We start from the raw sequence: 20,593 nt of genomic DNA on the forward strand, positions 1-20,593 counted from the left end.
TGTATATCAAACGAGCAGAACCGGATAGTCAATTTCACGGACCAGCTCATGCACGCTCTCCTTTGGGAGCTTCATCCGGTCGCTGAGGATGAGCAGTCCGGAAGCTGCCATGCGGATGTAGCGCACAACTGTTTTTCCGTTTTTGAGCGGCAGATGATGGTACTCCACAGCAGTATTGGTGAGTACTCTCTCTTGTTTGAGTGCCCTCTCCATTTCAAGGCTCTCTTCATAGCTCTCTGCGAGCAGAAGCAGATGGAGCGTGTTGCCGGGGTTTTTAAGGCTGATTGCTGTCGAGAGTGCGAGATGAGCCCCTTCCGATCCGTCATAGAGTACGAGCAGAGATCCTTCGCTTGCCGAGAAGCCGGGCCTCATGAGCAGGAGTGGCTTTTTCCCCTCGGCAAGGGCTCTTCTTGCTGTTGAACCCAGCCCTTTGCGGCATGAGGGCGAACGTCCGCTGCGGCCAAGCACAAGGAGATCCTCATCAGGCGCAGCGGCGATTACCTCTGCGGGCACCACTCCCCGGCAAACCCTGAATGAGTACTCCACGTTGCACTCTCCTGCGACACGCTGCAGGGAACTCTCAGCCTCTCTTGCCTGTAGTTTTACTGAACGCTCCAGCTGAACGGTGTCGATTTTTTCCGGTTCGGCCGTGTACATGCGGATTTCATGGCTGAAGGGTAGATCGGCCATCCGGAACAGATTGATATCTTCGACAAAAATACCGGTAAGATCCGCCTGCATCAGACGGGCAAGTTCTGCTGCGGCGTTGAGCGATGCGTTGCTGTGCGCCGAACAGTCGAGGGCTACGGTGATATGGCGGAAGCGTATAGTATGCTCTTTCGATGGTATCAGGAGTTTCATTGTTGTTCCTGTGCATGGTTAATCTTCGTCTTCACTTGACGATGCTGTGAATTTTCTGATTTTTTCTGCCATCTCCTTCAGCTTCGCTACAACCATGCCATTGACGGTACCGGGGGGGTAGTTTCCGGATTTATCCAATACGCCAGCCGGAACGCCGGTCAGCAACTCGATGCCTTCATCAATATGGGTCACCGGATAGATGGAGAAACGCCCTTTTTTTGCTGCATTGACCACATCGCTTCGGAGCATGAGGTTGTCAACATTTGAAGCTGGTATCAGTACACCCTGTTTTCCACTCAGTCCTCTTGCGTTGCAGAGATCGAAAAACCCTTCAATTTTTTCGTTGACTCCGCCGATTGCCTGAACCTGACCGAACTGGTTTACCGATCCGGTTACCGCAAACCACTGCCGGATGGGTACTCCCGAGAGGGCCGAAAGCAGTGCATACAGCTCGGCTGACGATGCACTGTCGCCATCCACTCCGCTGTATGACTGCTCGAACACAAGGGATGCGGAGAGTGAGAGCGGCTGATCGATGGCGAATCTTGCCCCGAGAAAGCCTGAGAGGATCAGGACTCCTTTTGAGTGGATCGGTCCGCCCATCTCTACTTCCCGTTCAATATCAATAACCTCTCCCTTACCGAGCCGGACTCTTGCCGTTATTCTTCCGGGGTGTCCGAAGCTCTGACCTCCGGGTGAGTAGATAGCCAGTCCATTGATCTGGCCGACTTTTTCCGACTCCGTATCGATAAGGATAGAGTTTTTCAGGGTTGCCTCCCTGATCTTTTCCTGGATTCTGGAAGAGCGCAGCACTCTTGCGTCAATCGCCTTCTGAACATCGGCTGCTTTCACGAGCTTTCTTTTGGCCGATGCGGCATAGTAGTCTGCTTCCCGGACCAGATCGCTGATGCTCTGCAGGTGCGCACTCAGTTTTGTGGAGTCGCCGGTAATCCTGCTGCCGTGCTCAATCACTCTTGCCACCGCACCACGGTCAAAATGACGGAGTTTGTCCGTTTTGGCGATGGCGCTGATAATGCGGGCGTAGGCAAGCTTTCCGTCACCGTCAAAGGGGAGCTCATCTTCAAAATCTGCGGCGACTTTGAATAGTTCACTGAAGTCAGGATCGTAGACGTTGAGCAGATAGTAGAGCTGTCGCTCTCCGATAAGAATAACCTTGATATCGAGCGGAATAGGTTCCGGTTCAAGCGATACCGTGCTGACAAGGCTGTAGAGCTGGGCCAGTGATTCAATGCGAATCTGGCGTGTTCTCAGGGCTTTTTTCAGCGCTTCATAGGCCAGAGGCTCAAGCAGCAGTCTTCTTGCATCAATCAGCAGGTAGCCCCCGTTTGCCCGATGCAGGGCACCCGGTTTGATCAGCGTAAAGTCGGTGAGAAGGGTGCCCATCTGCGAGATGTGTTCAATGTCCCCGACCAGATTCTGGCAGGCGGGTTTGTCTTCGTAAACGACCGGAGTACCCTCTCTCTTGCTGTTGTCAACTATGACGTTGATCCGGTAACGGTTGAGCAGGGCGCCTTTCTGCTGAAATTTTCCGGTAGAGAGCCCGAGCAGCATCTCTCTTGGATCGGGCTCTTTTTCAAGGAACTGATCGAAGTTTTCAATGATGTCGTTTTCCAGCGTCTCAAAATATTCGATAACCTCGCTGAGTGAGGCATAGCTGTTTTTGAGTTCAGCCATCAGGGGTTTGACCGCAAAATTGGCAATGTTGCGGTTGAGCTCATTGATTTTTTCCTGTGTTTCCCTCTGCCATTTCGGGATCTGGACCATAATGAGCTGCATGGCCGATTTCAGGTTTGTGATCTCCTTCTCTATTGCCTCCCGCTCCTTTTTGTTGAGAGTCATAAACTCTTCGGGCTTGAGTACCTCTCCGTTCTTTTCGGGCGCAAAGGCGAATCCTGCGGGAGTTCTTATCAGTGCAATATGCTGTTCAGCAGCTTTTTTTTCGAGATCTTCAAAGGCTTCGGACTGATGTTCCTGAAATTTTTCGCGGATATTCTTTTCCTGAACCTGATACTCTTCACTGCTGAATGCAGAGGGTATAACGGTTAAGAGTGCCTCGACAAGGTGTTCCATATCACGGGAAAGTGTGGCGGCTTTTCCAGGCGGAAGTTTCAATGCCCCGGGGTGTCTCGGCTGCTTAAAGTTGTTGACATAGCACCAGTCGGATGGTACCGGTGCGAGAGGGGCAATCGTTGCAAGAAATTGCATGATTGCAGTCTGTTTTCCGGTGCCGTTTGGTCCGAGGGCAAACAAATTGAAGCCGTCATGCTTTATACCCATGCTGAAGGCTATGGCCTCAAAGGCCCGCTCCTGGCCGGTGGCTTTTATCGGGCCGTCAAGATCGGCCGTATTGCGGAAGCTGAATTCTCCGGGGTTACAGGTTTTGTAAAGTTTTTCCGGAGAGAGCTTTTCGGGAAGAGACATCGTGATCGCTCCTGTTTGGGTTGATCCTGGTCGCGGCATTCCTTTTTAAAATACAAAACCTCCGCAACCGTTATAACGTTTGCGAAGGTTTCAACTACTGCAATTCAGCCCCTTTTTAGATACGGGCAACTGTTCTAACCATAGCACGCCTTTTAAGCGTTCTCCCCGTCAATATTCATGGTCGGATGCAGATGTACCGGTGTTGCGGGTTTTTTGCGGAGACGGATGTTGAGCATTTCAACCGAAACGGAAAAGGCCATGGCAAAATAGATGTACCCCTTTGGTATCTCAAAACCGGCACCCTCGGCAAGCAGGGTGACGCCGACAAGAATAAGAAAACTCAGGGCGAGCATTTTGATGGTCGGGTGCTCTTCGACAAAATCACTGATGGATTTTGAGGCAACCATCATAATGCCGATCGAGATCATGATGGCGATGATCATCACCTCCACATCTTTGGCAAGACCGACCGCAGTGATGACGGAGTCAAGCGAAAAAACAATGTCGATGACGGCTATCTGAAGCATGGTGACGGCAAAGCTGCCGGCTGAAGTGCGTTTTTTCTCCTCTTCCGATCCCTCAAGGCTCTGGTGGATCTCCTGGGTGCTTTTTGCCAGCAGAAAGAGACCGCCGCCGATCAGAATAAGGTCTCTGCCGGTAACATGGTGCTCAAGAACGCTGAAAAGGCCGGCAGTGAGCCCCATAACCCAGGTGATTGAGAGCAGCAGAGCTATTCTGGTCAACATGGCCAGACCAAGGCCGATAAGTCTTCCCTTCTGCTGCTGGTTTTTCGGCAGCCGTCCGACTATAATCGAAATAAAGATAATGTTGTCAATACCGAGAACAATTTCAAGCGCCGTAAGGGTTGCAAGGGCGATCCATGCTTCCGGCTGGGTGATCCATTCCATAGTTGCGTAATAAGTGTTGCAGGCGGTTGTGTCATGTTTGTATGAAACCGTAATGTACCGAACAGGATTCCATCCGGCAAACAGTGTGTGCGAGAGTCGGGCTGATTTCTCTGATTTCATTACATTGTTTTCTACAGCCCCGGCATGACGCTTTTTCTGAAAGCAGGGGTTGAACCTGGTTATCACAATCTGTTATGGGGGATTCTGTTCCTTCGGTATTGCGTACCACCTTTGAGGGGGGCACCACCCGCTATTTTTCATGGAGGCGGTCACAACTGCTGGCGCTTGAAACGTTTCTTGTTGAACGGGAAAAAGAGATAGCCTCGGCACTCCATGCAGATTTCAGAAAATCAGCGGCAGAGACTTTTTTGACTGAAACGGGATACCTCCGGAGTGAAATCCGCTTTGCCTTGAAGCATCTGAAATCATGGATGAAGCCTCAACGGGTTGCTGTTCCGCTCATCTATCAGCCGGCAACAGGTTATTACTGCCGTGAACCATATGGCGTTGTGCTGATCATCGGCGCATGGAACTATCCCCTGAACCTTACGCTTGCTCCGCTCATCAGCGCAATTGCTGCGGGTAACTGTGCGGTCGTGAAGCCTTCGGAACATGCGCCGCATACATCAGCGGTTATTGCGTCAGGGCTTGGAGATTATCTTGACCGGAGTGCGATTTGTGTTGTTGAGGGTGGTGTTGAAGAGTCCCGTGCCCTGCTGGAAGAGCGGTTTGACTATATTTTTTATACCGGAAGCCGGATGACCGGCAGGGAGGTCATGCATGCTGCGGCGAAACATCTGACGCCCCTGACGCTGGAACTTGGCGGGAAATGCCCTTGTATTGTGGATGGATCGGGCGATCTCCGGGTAGCTGCACGGCGTATTGTGTGGGCAAAGTTTTTAAATGCCGGCCAGACCTGTATTGCACCGGATTATGTTCTGGTCGAGCAACAGAGTGAGGCTGAGCTGATCAGGCATATGCATGAGGCGCTTGCCGATTTTTACGGTGATGATCCCCGTTCAAGTCCGGATTTCCCCCGTATCGGAAATGCATATAATTTTTTAAGGCTTGAAAAGCTGCTTGCAGGTTCGGTGCCATCTGCAGGAGTTTTCACCGATCATAGTGAGCGTTACATCCCTCCGACTATTTTGCAGGGAGCCTCTATGGATTCCGCGCTCATGCAGTCGGAGATTTTCGGTCCTCTTCTGCCGGTTATTGCCTATACCGGTATGGAAGAAGCAATGAGCTGCATCCGGCGAGAAAAAGCACCGCTTGCACTCTATCTGTTTTCTTCAGTCAAGAGCGTGCAGGAGAGGGTGTTGCTGCACTCCAGGTCGGGCGGAGTCTGTATTAATGATCTGCTCTTTCAGGCGAGCATGCACCATCTTCCTTTCGGCGGTCTCGGCAGCAGCGGATTTGGTGCTTATCACGGCAGGGCAGGCTTTGACACCTTCTCTTTTCAGCGGAGTATTCTGGAGCGCTCACTCTACCCTGATCCCGCTCTGCGCTACCCGCCCTACGGCAGGTTGAAGTTCCGGTTGCTTAAAATGCTTGTTACCCACTTCCAGTAGGGAGCGGTGGCAGGATAATCAGAGTGCTCTTTTGAACATTAAAACCGGTTTTGATGAGAAAATTATGAAAAAAACAGCGCTTGCGCTTGGTGGTGGAGCGGTGCTCGGTGCCGCCCATGTCGGAGTACTCAGGGCTGTAAATGAACTCGACATTCAACTCTCCATGGTCAGCGGTACCAGTATAGGAGCATTTATCGCGGCACTCTACGCTTTCGGAAAAAGCTGGGAAGAGATACGTGATATCGCCCTTGAGATCAACTGGCTTGACCTTTCGGGTCTGGCTCTTTCTCAGTTCGGACTTCTGTCCAACAAAAAATTCGGCACGATGGTCACTGAGCTGCTTGGAAAACGGGATATCAGAGATGCCCTGATTCCGCTTGCCATTGTAGCTACAGATATCGGAGCGGGCCGGAAATTTGTTTTTACCGAAGGCGATGTGGCTCAGGCCGTAATGGCAAGCAGTTGTATTCCGGGTGTTTTCAAGCCTGTAGATTATCAAGGGAAGTTGCTTGTCGATGGGGTTCTTATGGAAAATGTTCCGGTTTCTCCGCTGATCGAAGGCGGCGCTGAATCGGTTATCTGCATTGATCTGCTTGCTTTCCATTGCTATAAAAAGCCCGATAACATCATTGATCTGCTGCTCAATGCCTTCTACAGTACCATCATCAACACAACTGCCATACAGATTGCAGAAGCGGATTTATCGATTCAACCGGATCTTTCGGGATACAGCCTTCTTGATTTCAGCCAGGTAAAGGATCTCATGGAGGCGGGTTACACTGCTGCTCTGCCAGCCTTGAGCGGATGGGTTGGGGGTAGGCCGGTAGCTCCATAGCTTGGCAAGCTCTCTGTAAAGTGTTACCTTACCGCTAAAAGTCCATGTTTCTTTAACGTTGTAACGGAGAACCATTAGTGATGAAGAGATTTTATGGCATAGTGCTTGGAGTACTTTCACTTGCAGCTTCAGGCCGGAGTGCCGAAGCTGCCATGCCCTATGCGAGTTTTTCCGGCGGGCTTGCCATGCTGAGCTCTATTGACAGATCCTATGATTCCGGTTATGCTCTTGCCGGTGCAGCGGGTCTTGACCGAGGCAGATACCGTCTTGAAGCTGAGCTCGGGTATCAGAAAAATGCGCTCAAAAATTCTGTTGCGGATATCTCCATGACGACCTATATGGCCAATGGCTATTATGATCTTGAGCTGCCGCTCGCGCAGGTAAAACCGTTTGTAACTGCCGGTCTTGGTGTGGCAGAGTTCAATGATGATAACGGAGCAGGCAAGACGGTCAGCGACAGTGTGTTTGCCTGGCAGGTAGGTGCCGGAGCAGGATTCAGTGTTTCGCCTCTGGTTAACGTTGATGCCAGGTACCGGTATTTTTCAGCTTCCGATCCACAGCTTACCGGAAACAGCCGTTATGGTATCGGCAGTCATAATGTATCGGTTGGTTTGAGAATCGGACTCTGAAAAGAGCCGGCTTCGGGTGTCCTGTCGCCTGACTGAGCATTTTACTGAATTTGAATGGATTTTTTCAGGAGTACAACGTCTCTACCGTGGCAGGAACTTCAGTATGCCCGGGATAGTTTGAGGATAAGATTTTTTTTAGAGAGTCGAAGGACCGACCGTCTGGAGCAGTACGCAAATCCGGCTTTTACCGGTGTTTTGTAGTGAACCGCTAAAAAAAGTGAGGTTGCAATGCCTATCCGCAAATTAAGGGAGTTCCTTGACAGTCATGCAGTCCGGTATTTTGTGCTCAGCCACTCTCCGGCGTATACAGCACAGGAAATTGCAGCGGCGGCTCATGTTCCGGGAAAAGAGCTTGCCAAAACGGTCATAGTCAGTATAAACGGCACTATGGCTATGGTGGTTCTGCCTGCTTCACGTCAGCTTGATTTCGAGCGTTTACGGGAAGTGACAGGAACGCGGGATGTTGAGCTCGCAGGAGAGCGGGAGTTTGCCGGCCTGTTTCCCGAATGCGAAATTGGAGCTATGCCGCCCTTTGGCAATCTCTATGGCATGGATGTTTATGTTGCAGAAGAACTTGAGGATGATGATGAAATCGCATTCAATGCCGGGTCACATAATGAGCTTTTGCGGCTCTCCTATGAAGATTACAAACGGCTGGTTCATCCTGAAGTTGCACGGCTTGCTCTCGATGTGAAGTGAATGGAGCGGTCAAACTGGATTTTTCAGCAGGAAATGTTACCTTCCTTGATGTCAGCCTGAAGCTTGGGAAAAGGTTGTCATGATATCGTTGTCATGACAATTGCATTGCTCTATAGTTGTTTTGTTTCTCCCTTTATGAAGATTGCCTTATACTCGGGAACCTATGTCAAGGACAAAGATGGTGCTGTAAAATCGATCTATCAGCTTGTGGCTTCATTCAGGAAAAACGGCCATGAGCTTACCGTCTGGTCTCCTGATGTGTCGAGCCGGGATAATCATAATGGATTGACGGTTCATAAAATGCCAGCGGTACCACTTCCGCTCTATCCTGACTACAAAATCGGGTTTTTCAATGCGGAAACAATGCGGCAGCTTGACGAGTTTGCGCCTGATATTGTACACATCTCGACTCCGGATATTATCGGCAGAGCCTTTCTTCTCTATGCCCGAAAGAGATCATTGCCGGTGGCATCAGCATTTCATACAGATTTCCCCTCTTATCTCAGTTATTACCATCTTGGATTTGCCGAAAAATATGCATGGAAATATCTGACATGGTTTTACAACAACTGTGATGTGGTTCTTGCTCCTAACGAGAGTGTCCGGCGAAAACTGCTTGACAAGAATATCAACAATGTCGAAATCTGGTCGAGGGGCATAGACCGGGAGCTTTTTGACCCATTGCGCCGTTCCGAAAAACTTCGTGAAGCGTGGGATGCATCCGGCAAGAGTGTTATTGTCTATGCAGGAAGATTTGTGCTTTATAAGGATATAGAGGTTGTTATGCGGGTTTATGACCGGTTTATGGAGTCGGGCTTTGCCAGGAGTGTCAAGTTTGTTCTCATTGGGTCCGGCCCTGCAGAAGAGGAGATGAGAGAAAGAATGCCTGACGCAATTTTTACCGGTTATCTTACCGGAGTTGCACTCCCGGAGGCTTATGCAAGCGGTGATATCTTTTTTTTCCCTTCAACTACGGAGGCATTTTGCAATGTTGCCCTCGAAGCGCTCGCATCCGGACTTCCGGCAGTTGTCTCTGATGGCGGCGGCTGCAGAAATATTATTGACAGATCGGGAGGCGGAGTTGTTGCCCGTGCCGGTGATGTTGAGGATTTCTTTACAAAATGCCGTGAGTTACACGAGCATTCCGGGCGGTACAGCGAGCTGAGATCCCTCGGGCTTGCCTATGCCGAAGCCCAATCATGGTCGACCGTTAACGGTGTTGTTATAGACCACTACAGCAAACTGGTCATGCAGTCAACCGCTCCTGCCGGGTTGTAGCAGCGGAGGTTCAGCCGGGATTGGGTTACGTTACTGCATTTCAGCGATGTGTTTCCGGAATGTGTTGACAACCTGAACTCCCCTCCAATTTCATGGTAGTGAAGTGCATGCGGTACCATGCCGCTCCAACTGTAATTTCCCTGCTTTATGGTCAAGAAGCAATCAGCAAATAGTAATGTTTCTTCGGGGGGGGCTGTGACTCCGGAGCAGCTTCCCCTGCATGTTCTTCTGGCTGAAGACAGCGTTGTCAATCAGAAAGTAGCTCTTTCCATGCTCGGTAAACTCGGCTGTTTTCCCGATGTTGCCGCCAACGGAAGGGAGGCAATTGATGCCATGCGTCAAAAGAGGTATGATCTGGTATTTATGGATTGCCAGATGCCTGAAATAGATGGTTATGAGGTTACCCGCCGTATTCGGACGGATCACACCCTGCTCTGTTCTCCGGATATTCCTGTTGTTGCCATGACAGCAAATGCCATGAAAGGAGACCGGGAGAGGTGCTATGAAGCGGGTATGGATGACTTTATGGCAAAGCCGCTGAAAAAATCCGATTTCCAGACGATTCTCGAACGCTATTTTCCCGGTTTGTTTGTCCGGGAGAGTTCAAAGGAGGCTGGTGCGGATGCGCTTTCAATCGATGATGTCTTTCTGATCGATGATGTTCTTTTCCGCCTACAGAATGACCGGGAGATTATCCTTATTATCATTGGCCAGTTTCTTATTGAAGCTGCTCTTCAGATTACAGAGCTTCAGACAGCTGCGTCAGAGCATGACACCGAGAGAATCCGTATCCTTTCGCATACGATTAAAGGTGCCGCAGCGACAGTTGGAGGTCAGGAACTGAGCAGGAGTGCCGCTATAATAGAGCAGGGGGCCAGGTCGGGCGATTTAACCGGTATTGATGAACGCCTTCGGGATTTAAATGCAAGTTACCTGCGTTTTAAAAAGAGAGTAGAGGCTTCCGGGTGGTGCGAGGATGATGGTGGTCAAGGATCTGTTTAACATAATGATGATGTGGAATTATGAAGGCAGGGGTTATCGGTCTCGGGAAAATGGGGTTCAATATGGCGCAGCATCTTCTTCAGTGCGGTCATGAGCTTATTGTCTATGATCTTGCTGATGACGCGGCTCTCGCTCTTGCTGAAAAAGGTGCTGTTGCAGCAGGTTCTGTTGAGGAGCTCGCCGGTATGCTCGATTCTCCGCGACTCATCTGGCTTATGGTGCCGGCCGGTTTGCCTGTCGATACGACCATAGAGCGGCTTCTGCCACTGCTTGAGCAGGGTGATATTGTTGTGGACGGCGGCAATTCTCATTATGTCGATTCCGTGAAGCGGGCGGCATATCTTGGTGAGTATGGCATTCATTTTCTTGATGCAGGTACCAGTGGCGGGCTTGAAGGAGCGTTGAACGGTGCATGTGTTATGGTCGGTGGTGACAGGGGAGCTTATGAGCTTATCGCGCCGCTGCTTAAAGATCTCTGCGTTGAAAACGGTTACGGCTATATGGGCAGATCCGGCTCCGGACACTTTGCCAAGATGGTGCATAACGGCATTGAGTATGGTATGATGCAGGCTATGGGTGAAGGGTTCAATCTGCTTGCATCAAGCGGTTATGACTATGACCTTCATGAGGTTTCAAAAGTGTGGGCGAATGGTTCGGTTATCCGGGGCTGGCTGATGGATCTGGTAGTCCGTGCTTTTCAGAAGGATCCCGCTCTTGACACCCTCAGCGGCAGAATCGCTGATTCCGGTGAGGGGCGCTGGACTGTTGAAGCCGCTCTGGAGCATGAAGTCTCTATTCCGGTGATTTCAGCCTCACTTTTCAGCCGTTTCCGCTCCCGCTCTGATGATAATCTTTCCGACAGGGTTGTGGCAGCACTGCGCCATGAGTTTGGCGGCCACAGCTTTTCCGGCAAGTCATAAAGGAGCCCTCATGCAGGCAAAACCCGATAATTTTACCCTTGTTATTTTTGGAGCAAACAGTGATCTGGCTGCCCGCAAACTCTTTCCCTCAATCTGTGAACTGGCTCTTTGGGGAGAGATGCCGGAGGCGTTTCGCGTTATCGGGGTCGGGAGGTCAGAGCTCTCTCATGAGGAGTTTCGTTCCCTTGTGCATGAAAAGCTTGCACGATTCTCGCCCGAAACCGTCCAGGATGAGGCGGCCTTTCTTAAGATCAGCCGAAAGCTCTTTTATGTCAGAGTCGATCTTGAGGATGTTGCCGGTTATCATGCTCTGCACAACGAGCTGATGGATGTCTCCGGAGAGAGGGGTATCTGCTCGAATCTTCTTTTTTATCTCGCGACACCACCTGCTCTTGCCCCGGTTATTGTGCGGAACCTTGAAAGTGCCGGACTTGGAGAGAAAACCGTTTTCTGCGGCGGATGGCGCAAAATAATCGTTGAAAAACCCTACGGCCGGAACCTGCAGACGGCGCGGGAACTGAACCGTGTGATTGGTGAGGTGTTCAGCGAAGAGCGGGTGTTCCGTATTGATCACTATCTCGGCAAGGAGACGGTACAGAATATCATGGTCTTTCGTTTTTCCAACGGGATTTTTGAGCCGTTATGGAACCGCCACTACATAGCCAATGTATCCATTACGATTGCGGAGGAGTTCGGTATCCGTGATCGGGGCTCTTTTTATGAAGAGACCGGGCTTTTGCGCGATATCATGCAGAATCATGCCCTTCAGCTGCTTGCCGCTGTGGCCATGGAGCCGCCTGTTGATTTTTCTGCTGATGCTGTGCGTGATGAAAAAGCCAAGGTACTTCGTTCGATCCGTCATTTTTCGTCTGACAGTGCTGAAACATCAGTTGTTCTCGGTCAGTATGAAGGCTATCGCAGCGAAAAAAATGTTGCTGCCGATTCGAAGGTTGAGACCTTTGCGGCGGTAAAGTTTTTAATTGACAACTGGCGATGGAAAGATGTTCCGTTTTTTGTAAAGGCAGGCAAGAACCTTGCTGAAACAGTGACCGAGATCGTTATTACGTTCAAGTGCCCTCCCCAAAACTTTTTCGGTATGGCCGATAGCTGCAGCTATACGGCCAATCAGGTGATTCTGCGGATTCAGCCCGAAGAGACCATCGCACTGCGGTTTGGAGCAAAACGCCCCGGAGAAGAGGTGATCACTGATCCCGTTTATATGAAATTCGATTACAGAACCTCTTTTTCCGATTCAGGTTTGACGCCCTATCACCGACTGCTGCTTGACGCCATGGCAGGCGAGCAGATGAACTTTATCCGTCAGGACAGTGTCGAATACTCGTGGGCTATTATAGACTCCATACGGGAGGCAATCGGCGGACAGGCACCCTCTTTATACCCTGTTCACTCGGGAGGACCTGATGTGGCGCAGCGAATCTATGGCTGAGCGGTAAACCAGAAGAGTCGCCCGTTAACGGGGGAGACAAGGGATGCCGGCAGGTCGCACTCCTCTTTGCGATATATTTTTTCCGCCAGTCGGGCTTTTGCTTTGCCGGAAGTGAAAAAGAGAACATTCCGGGCATGATTGATCAGCGGGAGGGTAATGGTTATTCGCTTTCCCGGAGGGTTTCCATTCGGTGCATCCACGGCTATAGCCAAACGCATTGATTCCTGAAGTGCCTGAACGTTGCCGGCAAAGAGGGATGCAGTATGGCCATCCTCGCCGAGGCCGAGCAGGAGAAGGTCAAAAGCCGGAACATTCTCCGGTGTATGAGGATGACCGGGGATAGAAAAGAAAGAGCGGATTGCGGTTTCATACGCTTCGGCAGCCCGTCCGGCATCAGCCTGTTCTGCAGGTATTCTGAAGAGATGGTCAACAGGAAGAGGGGAATGAAGAAGCAGTGTCTCCTCCGCCATTCTGTAGTTGCTTTCCGGATGACCGGGAGGTACGCATCGTTCATCCCCCCAGAAGATCCATGTCTGCTGCCAGGGCATAAGCGTGAATTGCCCGTTTTTTTCGGTTTGTTCCCCGTCAGGCAGCCGGAGGCCATAATGTTCAAGGCATCCGGTCTCTATACCATAGGCCAGTTGGCGGTAGAGCGAACGGGGAGAGTTGCCGCCTGCAAGCACAAGAGAGAATCGCCCGTGATCAGCAATTGAGTGGTAAGCTTCGGTGATGATGAGCGCTGCGGCATGTTCCGTCATAGCGGCGGCGCTTCCACGGTAAAAACTCTTCTCTTGCTTTTGGTTGTTCATCTGTTGCCATTTCCCTTGATCAGTTTTCTTACTGTTTCTGCGGCATGATCAGCGGTAAACCCGAACTCCTTGAGCGTAGTGATTCCGGGGGCTGATGCTCCGAAGTGATCTATAGCGATGATTTTTCCTCTCTCTGTGGCATACTTGTGCCATCCGAACGGTGATGCGGCTTCAATGACTACTCTGTTCGTTATTTCCGGTGGCAGTACTGTGTTTCTGTATGCCTCCGGCTGAAAGTCAAAAAGCTCTGTTGATGGCATCGAGACTACCCGGACAGGTATACCTTCCGCTTCAAGCAGTCGCTGCGTATCAAGGGCGATATGCACTTCCGCTCCGGTTGCGATGAGTATGGCTGCTTTTTCAGGTGAGGGTGGTTCCCGATGCCAGTCAGCGAGGATGTATCCCCCTTTCGGAACTCCTGCAGAGACAGGAAAACGGGTTTCGTCGAGTACCGGCAGCGATTGCCGTGAGAGAATGAGAGCCACAGGCGCTCTTGCCGTTAGCGCCTCTTTCCATGCGGCTTTTGTTTCATTGGCATCGGCCGGACGCAGCACCGTAAAGCCGGGCAGTGCTCTCAGCATGGCGAGCTGTTCAATCGGCTGGTGTGTTGGTCCGTCCTCACCGAGAGCAATGCTGTCGTGCGTGAAGAGAAAGATGGAGTGAGCCTTCATCAATGCCGCAATTCGAAGGGCGGGTTTCATATAGTCCGCAAAGACGAGAAAGGTTGCGCCGTACGGGATGATGATGCCCGACAGAGCCATGCCGTTAATAATTGCCCCCATGGCATGCTCCCTGACGCCGAAATGGAGGTTGGCACCGTTCGGATTTTCAGGGCTGAAGTCAATAGTATCCTTGAGCAGGGTTCCACAGGAGGGGGCCAGATCGGCAGAACCTCCGGTAAGGAAAGGGATTTTTCCGGCGAGTTTTTCGAGAATCTTCTTTGATGCCTGGCGGGTTGCCAATCCGGCAGATGAGTCGAATTCCGGCATCAGCTCTCTCCACCCCTCCGGCATTCGTCGGGCAAGCCGTTCTTCAAGCGCACCCCATAAATCCGGAAACTCCCGCTGATACTCGTGCTTTAACTCTATCCACTCTTTTTCCAGAATACTTCCCTTCGTTTTTACCCGGTCAAACTCGTTCTGAACCTCGGGTGGAACATAAAAGGATTTTTCTTCGGGGAAGCCGAACACTTTTTTCAGCAGTTTCACCTCTTCCTCACCGAGAGGCTCACCATGAGCGGTGGCACTGTCCTGCCTGTTAGGGCTTCCATAGCCGATATTGGTTTTTGCAATGAGGAGCGACGGGCGGTCGGTGATATTTTTTGAGCGGATCAGGGCCTCTTCTATAGCCTCAGGATCGTTGCCGTCAAGATGTTCAACATGCCAGCCGTAAGCATGGTAACGTTCTCCGACATTTTCTGTAAAGGCGAGTCGGGTTGAGCCTTCAATGGAAATCCTGTTGCTGTCGTAGAGACAGATCAGCTTGCCGAGTTTCAGATGACCGGCCAGAGAAGAGGCTTCGCTGCTTATTCCCTCCATCAGGTCACCATCGCTGCAGATGACATAGGTGCAGTAGTCAATCAGTTTGAGCTTTTCGCGGTTCAGAAGCGCGGCAGTGTGTCGTTCAGCGATGGCCATACCGACCGCAGTGGCAATTCCCTGTCCGAGGGGGCCTGTTGTGGTTTCAACGCCCGGAGTATGGCCATACTCGGGATGGCCGGGGGTTTTGCTCCCCCACTGGCGGAAGGCTTTGAGATCATCCAGACTCAGCTCATATCCGCTCAAATGGAGCAGTGCATAGAGGAGGGCTGAACCGTGTCCGGCTGAAAGGACAAAGCGATCCCGGTTCAGCCAGCGGGGGTTGGCAGGATTGTGGTTGAGGATCCTTGTGAAGAGCACACAGGCCATCGGAGCAGCTCCGAGCGGCATCCCGGGGTGACCCGAGTTTGCTCTTTCCACCATGTCAACGGCGAGCACTCTTACCGTATTGATGGCTTTCATGTCAACAGGGCGGTTATGCATGCATGAACGGTTCAGGTTTTCTTGTGCCTAAAAGTAACAACCTCGATGAGATAAACCGCATGAAGTCATCCAAAGGTTCCGTTGTCAGAATTCCGGCTTGCTTCTCTGTGGCAGTTGCGTAACTTCTCTTATCGTTTTCCGATAACCCGGATTCATGCAAACGAATCGCTATGGCTCTTTTCGATGGCTATGGTGTTCTGGTCGGCACCCTCTACAAATATTATTGCGATCATCCTTTCAGCAGGCGAAAATACTACCACTGCAATCTGAAGGTGCAGGCCGGAAAAAGAGTTTTTCGTTGTCCGGTAGATCTTGACAGCAAAAGGGATGCTCACGGGATTCAATGGCGGGTTATAGAGCTTTTGCCCCAGGCTTTTGACTCTCTTCTTCGCCTGCCGGATGGATGGCATCCTCTTGATTCAGAGCCGGGTTCCGGTGCCCTGGATTACTATCGTACTCCGGAACTTCAGCCCACTTGTGCCTGTATTTCAGCTACCCATACGTCTGGAGCCACGGAAAAAAAGAGTCCGGAACCGGAATGTTCTCTCTGTGAAGCCTGGAAATACGGGACTGGTTTTGCGGCATTCAGGGATCTTGAACCCCTGCTTATGCACGCCAGGAAGCTCTTCATATTCGGTGAACCCTTCCGGACCGGAAACGGAGTTCACAACATTCATCAGAATCAGGGTGATTCGCCTCAAAGTCAATGGTATGCGGAAAACGGAGCATGGCAGGACGGAGCCGTTGTTGTTCTTCGCCGCGATCATACCCTTGCCGCTTTTTTATGCAAATTCAACACCCAAAGTTTTTTCCCTTCCTCCTCAACAGCCCCTGAATCAATTGCTCTTCAGTCGCATGCTCTTTAGCTGCGAATATATACGCAGCTCTATATAGTCACTCTTTCTGCATCCTTGTCTGCATGTTGTAACGAACTTGCTGTTCGTTACGATGTCTCTGTGCCCCCTTTTTTAATTCCTCCCGGTTTTATCTGCTGTTGAGTGTTGCAGTGATACACTTTTTTTTGAAACACCTGTGCATCAAACTGATACGATATCGCTCATTATTATTGAAGGAAACAGGACTGAATCGGTATGGCATAGTAGTTGCTTGATATTTTTGTGCTGATCTATTATATGTTTTTCGAGTGGTTGGCATTAGTATGTTTTTTTGATTCAAAATGTTTGTTACGAAAATCCGCTTAATAGAATTTTTAATTGAGCATAAAGTGATTCGATCTGTTTGAAATAAGTGCCCGGTTTCATTGTAAAATTATAAGCCGTTTAAAAATAAAGGAATAAATGGCTTTTTTGAGGCGGTTATCAGATGAAATTTCAAATAGGTAGAGCAATAAAAAGACACAATTATCGCTTTTGGAAGCTCGGATTCAGATTGTGTTAATGAGCATTAGTGTATAGCTATTTCGTATACATTTGTTTCGTATTGATGTGCAGTGATATATATAAAATATAGTCATGTATATGTTATTTATATATCCGCCTGATGAGTTTGACTATGATTTTGCCCTGTAAGGCCGACTGATTCAGTTTTTTTAATACCAATCACATAAACTCTTGTATAACAGAAAGGAGCATATTATGAGTACCGCCAACAATGCCTACAGTTCGAGTGTCATAACTCTTGAAGACACTTCCCTTATCCTTAAAATTTCCGACTTCATTAAAAACTATAATCCTGTTGCGAGTGATCCGCTCAGAGTTCAGATAACGACACCTGAGAGTAACGGATCATTGCAATATTTCAACGGGACAAGCTGGGTGGATGTTGCGGCCAAACAGGTGATTTCGGCTGCTGATATTGCCGCAGGTAAATTGATGTTCGTTCCGGACAAGGATGAAAACGGGAAGGATTACACATCAATCGGCTTTAAAGTTCTGAATGCCAGGGGTGAAACGGGTTCAGCCAGCAGCCTGAAGATCAATGTGACCGCGGTGAACGATGCTGCTGTTATTTCGGGTACAAGCACAGGTCTCATCACTGAAGACAGCGGTAGTTATGGTATTAACGGGAAGCTGAGTGCGAGTGATATTGACAGTGCAGCCACCTTTGTTGCACAGAACTCTGTGAAGGGCGAATACGGACAGTTCAGTATCCGTAAAGATGGTTCGTGGAGCTACACTGCGGACAATGCAAAACTTCAGGAACTTGGAGGAGAGAAGGCGAACGCAACTGAAACCTTTACCGTTAAAACTGCTGACGGGACAACCAAAGAGATTGTAGTGACGTTAAAAGGTGTTGATGAATCGCCGAAAGGCTCCAGGAACGAAAACAACCGGGATCGAGATAACGACGATTCGCGTCACGGGGAGGGTGATCATCACGATAACGACGATTCACATCATGGTGATGATGATCATCATGAAAGCGATGAGCATGAGGAGTCGGAGCATAAACAGGGTGGTGCTGTCAACCATGCACCAACGGTGGCAGGTGCGCTGCTCTCTACGGCAGCCGAAGGTTCATCATCCTACACCCTGAACCTGCTTGGCGGTGCGAGTGATGTCGACACGGCTGATACGCTGAGCGTCGGAAGCATCGTTACCTACAGCGTTGACAGTTCATTGGCCAGCAGCACACCTCCGGCCGGAGTAAGTTTGAGCGGCAGCACGCTGACTGTTGATCCTGCCAACGAAGTCTTCAACCACCTTGCTGTTGGTCAATCAATGACCATTCTTGTAAGCTACAGTGTCATTGATACAAAAGGAGCTTCTGTTACGCAGACAGAGACGATCACCGTAACCGGAACGAATGATGGGCCGGTCGCCGCACTATCGACAAACTCCGCAATGGAAGGCAGTGCAGTGGTGACGGGTTATGTTACTTCAACGGATGCCGATGCCATGCATACAGCAGCCTACTCACTCGATGTTCCGGTAGCCGGTCTCACGATTAATGCCGATGGCAGCTACAGCTTCAATCCATCCGACGCAGCCTACCAGTCGCTTGCCGCAGGCGAGACGAAAAATGTTGTCGCAACCTACACGGTAACAGATGATCAGGGAGCAACAAGCAGCAGCACACTGACCATAACGGTCACAGGCACCAACGATGCACCGGTAGCAGCAATCGCAACAGCTTCAGCAAGTGAGGATAATGGCATCGTTACAGGAGCAGTAAGCTCAACCGATGCCGATACAGGAGCAACGGCAAGCTATGAGCTTGATGCAGCAGTAGCCGGTCTCACGATTAATGCTGATGGCAGCTACAGCTTTGACAGCTCCGACGCAGCCTACCAGTCGCTGGCCGAAGGTGAGACGAAGGATGTTGTAGCAACCTACACGGTAACGGACGATCAGGGAGCAAAAAGTAGCAGCACCTTGACCATTATGGTGACCGGAACGAACGATGCACCGGTAGCTGAAGTTGCAGTAAACTCCGCAACAGAAGATGGCGAACTGGTAACAGGCAATGTGACGTCGAGCGATGCAGATGTTACCGGTACGACAGCAGCATATACTCTTGATGCTCCGGTAGCCGGTCTCTCGATGGATGCCGATGGCCACTACAGCTTCGAAAGCTCCGATGCAGCCTACCAGTCACTGGCAGCAGGCGAGACGAAGGAAGTTGTCGCAAGCTTCACCGTAACGGACGATCATGGTGCAACAAGCAGCAACAGCTTGAGCATCACGGTAACGGGTAGCAACGATGCACCGGTAGCAGAAACCGCTGTTGCATCAGTAACAGAAGATGCAACGGTAACCGGAGCGGTAATTTCAAGCGATGCTGATGCAGGTGCAACAGCCAGCTACGAGCTGAATGCTCCGGTTGCCGGTCTCACAATGGATGCCGATGGCAGCTACAGCTTTTACAGCTCTGACGCAGCCTACCAGTCGCTGGCCGAAGGTGAGACGAAGGATGTTGTAGCAACCTACACGGTAACGGATGATCAGGGAGCGACAAGCAGCAGCACACTGAGCATCACCGTAACAGGCACAAATGACGACCCCTCGATCACCGGACTTTTGAATTCTGTTAATGTTAATGAGAATCAGACGGCAGTGACTACGGTGAACGCCAGCGATCCTGATCATAATGACACGCTGAGTTACAGCATTCTTCAAACTACCGGTACCGACTTTGCCCGGTTTGCCATTGATAATCATGGGGTATTGAGCTTTGTTTCTGCTCCCGACCATGAAAATCCGCAGGATATCGGTGGCACTGACGGTGATAACGCCTACGTGGTGGATGTGCAGGTTGCCGATGGCCATGGCGGTAGAGATACGCAAACCCTCACGGTGCATGTGCAGAACATTCTTGATGCTCCGTCACCCTATACCGGTACCGGAGATCCAAAGGATTATGACTTGTCAGGAGACAAGCCGTTCTCTATAAACGGGACAAAGGAGGACCAGACTTTGACTGGTGACTCCAGGGCAAATACCATTGATGCATTAGCCGGTAAAGATACGGTGTATGGAAAGGAGGGCAATGACACGATCAATGGTGGAAGCGGTGATGATAATCTCTATGGTCAGGCCGGTGATGATACGATCAACGGAGGCTCAGAAAAGGATACCATTTATGGAGGTTCCGGAAACGACCTGATTCATGGCAATGAGAACAACGACACCATCTATGGCGGCAGCGGCAGCGATTCTATCTATGGTGATGGAGGCAACAACACTATCTATGGCGGATATGGTGCTGACTCGCTCCATGGTGGTAGTGGTGGCTCTAACACTTTTAAATACATTGATTTGCATGATACCGGCGATGTCATTTATGACTTCGATGTAGCTAATGACAAGCTGGATTTCAAAGCAATAGATGCCAATAGTGTTAAAAGTGGTAGTCAGTCTTTCTCCACTGCCACTTATTTTGCATCTCAAAACCATCTTGTCGCAAACGGGATCAGCTATTTTGATGACGGGGAAGGAAATACTGTAGTCTGGGTTGATAATGATGGTGATGCGACAACAGTAGAGATGCAGGTTACCCTTGTCGGTGTTGCCGCCAATGATTTAGATGGTAACCATTTCAGTATATCCAACAACAACTAAACATCGGTTTTTTGAAAAAGGGCAGTATTCGCTGCCCTTTTTTTATTTCCACAAAATCATCGTTACTCGAGAGCACTATTCTGTATATGCTTTGAGCAAACGTTCTGCCGCCCCCCGGCTACTTTAGCCCGGATCGCTCCTTTTCAGAAG

Annotated in this window: 15 protein-coding genes; 10 read left to right on the top strand and 5 right to left on the bottom strand. The window is 50.3% G+C overall.

Features of this window, described 5'->3' with window-relative positions; genetic code table 11:
• Window positions 1–6 precede the first annotated feature (6 nt).
• From G9409_RS05070 to G9409_RS05080, 3 genes are all read right to left on the bottom strand, one after another.
• Window positions 7–861 carry a universal stress protein gene (locus tag G9409_RS05070; RefSeq protein ID WP_166807729.1) on the bottom strand — a complete coding sequence of 285 codons (855 nt, stop codon included), beginning with the start codon at window positions 859–861 and terminating at the stop codon, window positions 7–9.
• Window positions 862–879: 18 nt separating this feature from the next.
• Window positions 880–3,303, bottom strand: coding sequence for a Lon protease family protein (locus G9409_RS05075; RefSeq protein WP_166807730.1), 2,424 nt, complete (start codon window positions 3,301–3,303; stop codon window positions 880–882).
• A 152-nt stretch (window positions 3,304–3,455) separates the two neighbouring features.
• Complete coding sequence (locus G9409_RS05080) at window positions 3,456–4,211, bottom strand: TerC family protein (RefSeq protein WP_166807731.1); 756 nt, start codon at window positions 4,209–4,211, stop codon at window positions 3,456–3,458.
• A gap of 194 nt (window positions 4,212–4,405) precedes the next feature.
• Between G9409_RS05080 and G9409_RS05085 the strand changes: the two genes are divergently transcribed.
• The 8 genes from G9409_RS05085 to zwf all read left to right on the top strand — a co-directional run bounded on the left by G9409_RS05085 (window position 4,406) and on the right by zwf (window position 12,592).
• Window positions 4,406–5,782 (top strand): aldehyde dehydrogenase family protein, encoded by a 1,377-nt coding sequence (locus tag G9409_RS05085; RefSeq protein WP_166807732.1) that lies wholly within the window; start codon window positions 4,406–4,408, stop codon window positions 5,780–5,782.
• 64 nt (window positions 5,783–5,846) lie between these two features.
• Window positions 5,847–6,617: a patatin-like phospholipase family protein gene (locus G9409_RS05090; RefSeq protein ID WP_166807733.1), complete on the top strand. Its 771-nt coding sequence runs from the start codon at window positions 5,847–5,849 to the stop codon at window positions 6,615–6,617.
• A gap of 80 nt (window positions 6,618–6,697) precedes the next feature.
• On the top strand, window positions 6,698–7,246 hold the full coding sequence (locus G9409_RS05095; protein ID WP_166807734.1) for an outer membrane protein: 549 nt from the start codon (window positions 6,698–6,700) through the stop codon (window positions 7,244–7,246).
• Between the two features lie 228 nt (window positions 7,247–7,474).
• The gene (locus G9409_RS05100) at window positions 7,475–7,945 is read left to right on the top strand and encodes an aminoacyl-tRNA deacylase (RefSeq protein WP_166807735.1); all 471 of its coding nucleotides are present in this window, start codon (window positions 7,475–7,477) and stop codon (window positions 7,943–7,945) included.
• A 135-nt stretch (window positions 7,946–8,080) separates the two neighbouring features.
• Window positions 8,081–9,223, top strand: coding sequence for a glycosyltransferase family 4 protein (locus G9409_RS05105; protein WP_166808032.1), 1,143 nt, complete (start codon window positions 8,081–8,083; stop codon window positions 9,221–9,223).
• Between the two features lie 147 nt (window positions 9,224–9,370).
• Window positions 9,371–10,225 carry a response regulator gene (locus G9409_RS05110; RefSeq protein WP_166807736.1) on the top strand — a complete coding sequence of 285 codons (855 nt, stop codon included), beginning with the start codon at window positions 9,371–9,373 and terminating at the stop codon, window positions 10,223–10,225.
• Between the two features lie 20 nt (window positions 10,226–10,245).
• A complete protein-coding gene (gene gnd / locus G9409_RS05115; RefSeq protein WP_166807737.1) occupies window positions 10,246–11,145 on the top strand; it encodes a phosphogluconate dehydrogenase (NAD(+)-dependent, decarboxylating) in 900 nt (299 codons plus the stop codon).
• 10 nt (window positions 11,146–11,155) lie between these two features.
• Entirely contained in the window at window positions 11,156–12,592 is a 1,437-nt protein-coding gene (gene zwf, locus G9409_RS05120) for a glucose-6-phosphate dehydrogenase (protein WP_166807738.1), read from the top strand.
• Here the strand turns inward: zwf and pgl are convergent.
• Window positions 12,583–13,401 (bottom strand): 6-phosphogluconolactonase, encoded by an 819-nt coding sequence (pgl, locus tag G9409_RS05125; protein ID WP_166807739.1) that lies wholly within the window; start codon window positions 13,399–13,401, stop codon window positions 12,583–12,585. The two genes, zwf and pgl, sit on opposite strands and share 10 nt — an antisense overlap.
• Window positions 13,398–15,422: a transketolase gene (tkt, locus tag G9409_RS05130; RefSeq protein ID WP_166807740.1), complete on the bottom strand. Its 2,025-nt coding sequence runs from the start codon at window positions 15,420–15,422 to the stop codon at window positions 13,398–13,400. Before tkt ends, pgl begins: the two co-directional genes overlap by 4 nt.
• 170 nt (window positions 15,423–15,592) lie before the next feature.
• On the opposite strand from tkt, the gene G9409_RS05135 reads away from it, so the two are divergent.
• Both G9409_RS05135 and G9409_RS05140 read left to right on the top strand, forming a co-directional pair.
• Complete coding sequence (locus tag G9409_RS05135; protein ID WP_166807741.1) at window positions 15,593–16,288, top strand: YukJ family protein; 696 nt, start codon at window positions 15,593–15,595, stop codon at window positions 16,286–16,288.
• A gap of 729 nt (window positions 16,289–17,017) precedes the next feature.
• Complete coding sequence (locus G9409_RS05140) at window positions 17,018–20,443, top strand: VCBS domain-containing protein (RefSeq protein WP_166807742.1); 3,426 nt, start codon at window positions 17,018–17,020, stop codon at window positions 20,441–20,443.
• The last annotated feature ends 150 nt before the right edge of the window (window positions 20,444–20,593 follow it).

This window comes from Candidatus Chlorobium masyuteum, from assembly GCF_011601315.1.
Lineage (GTDB): Bacteria > Bacteroidota > Chlorobiia > Chlorobiales > Chlorobiaceae > Chlorobium > Chlorobium masyuteum.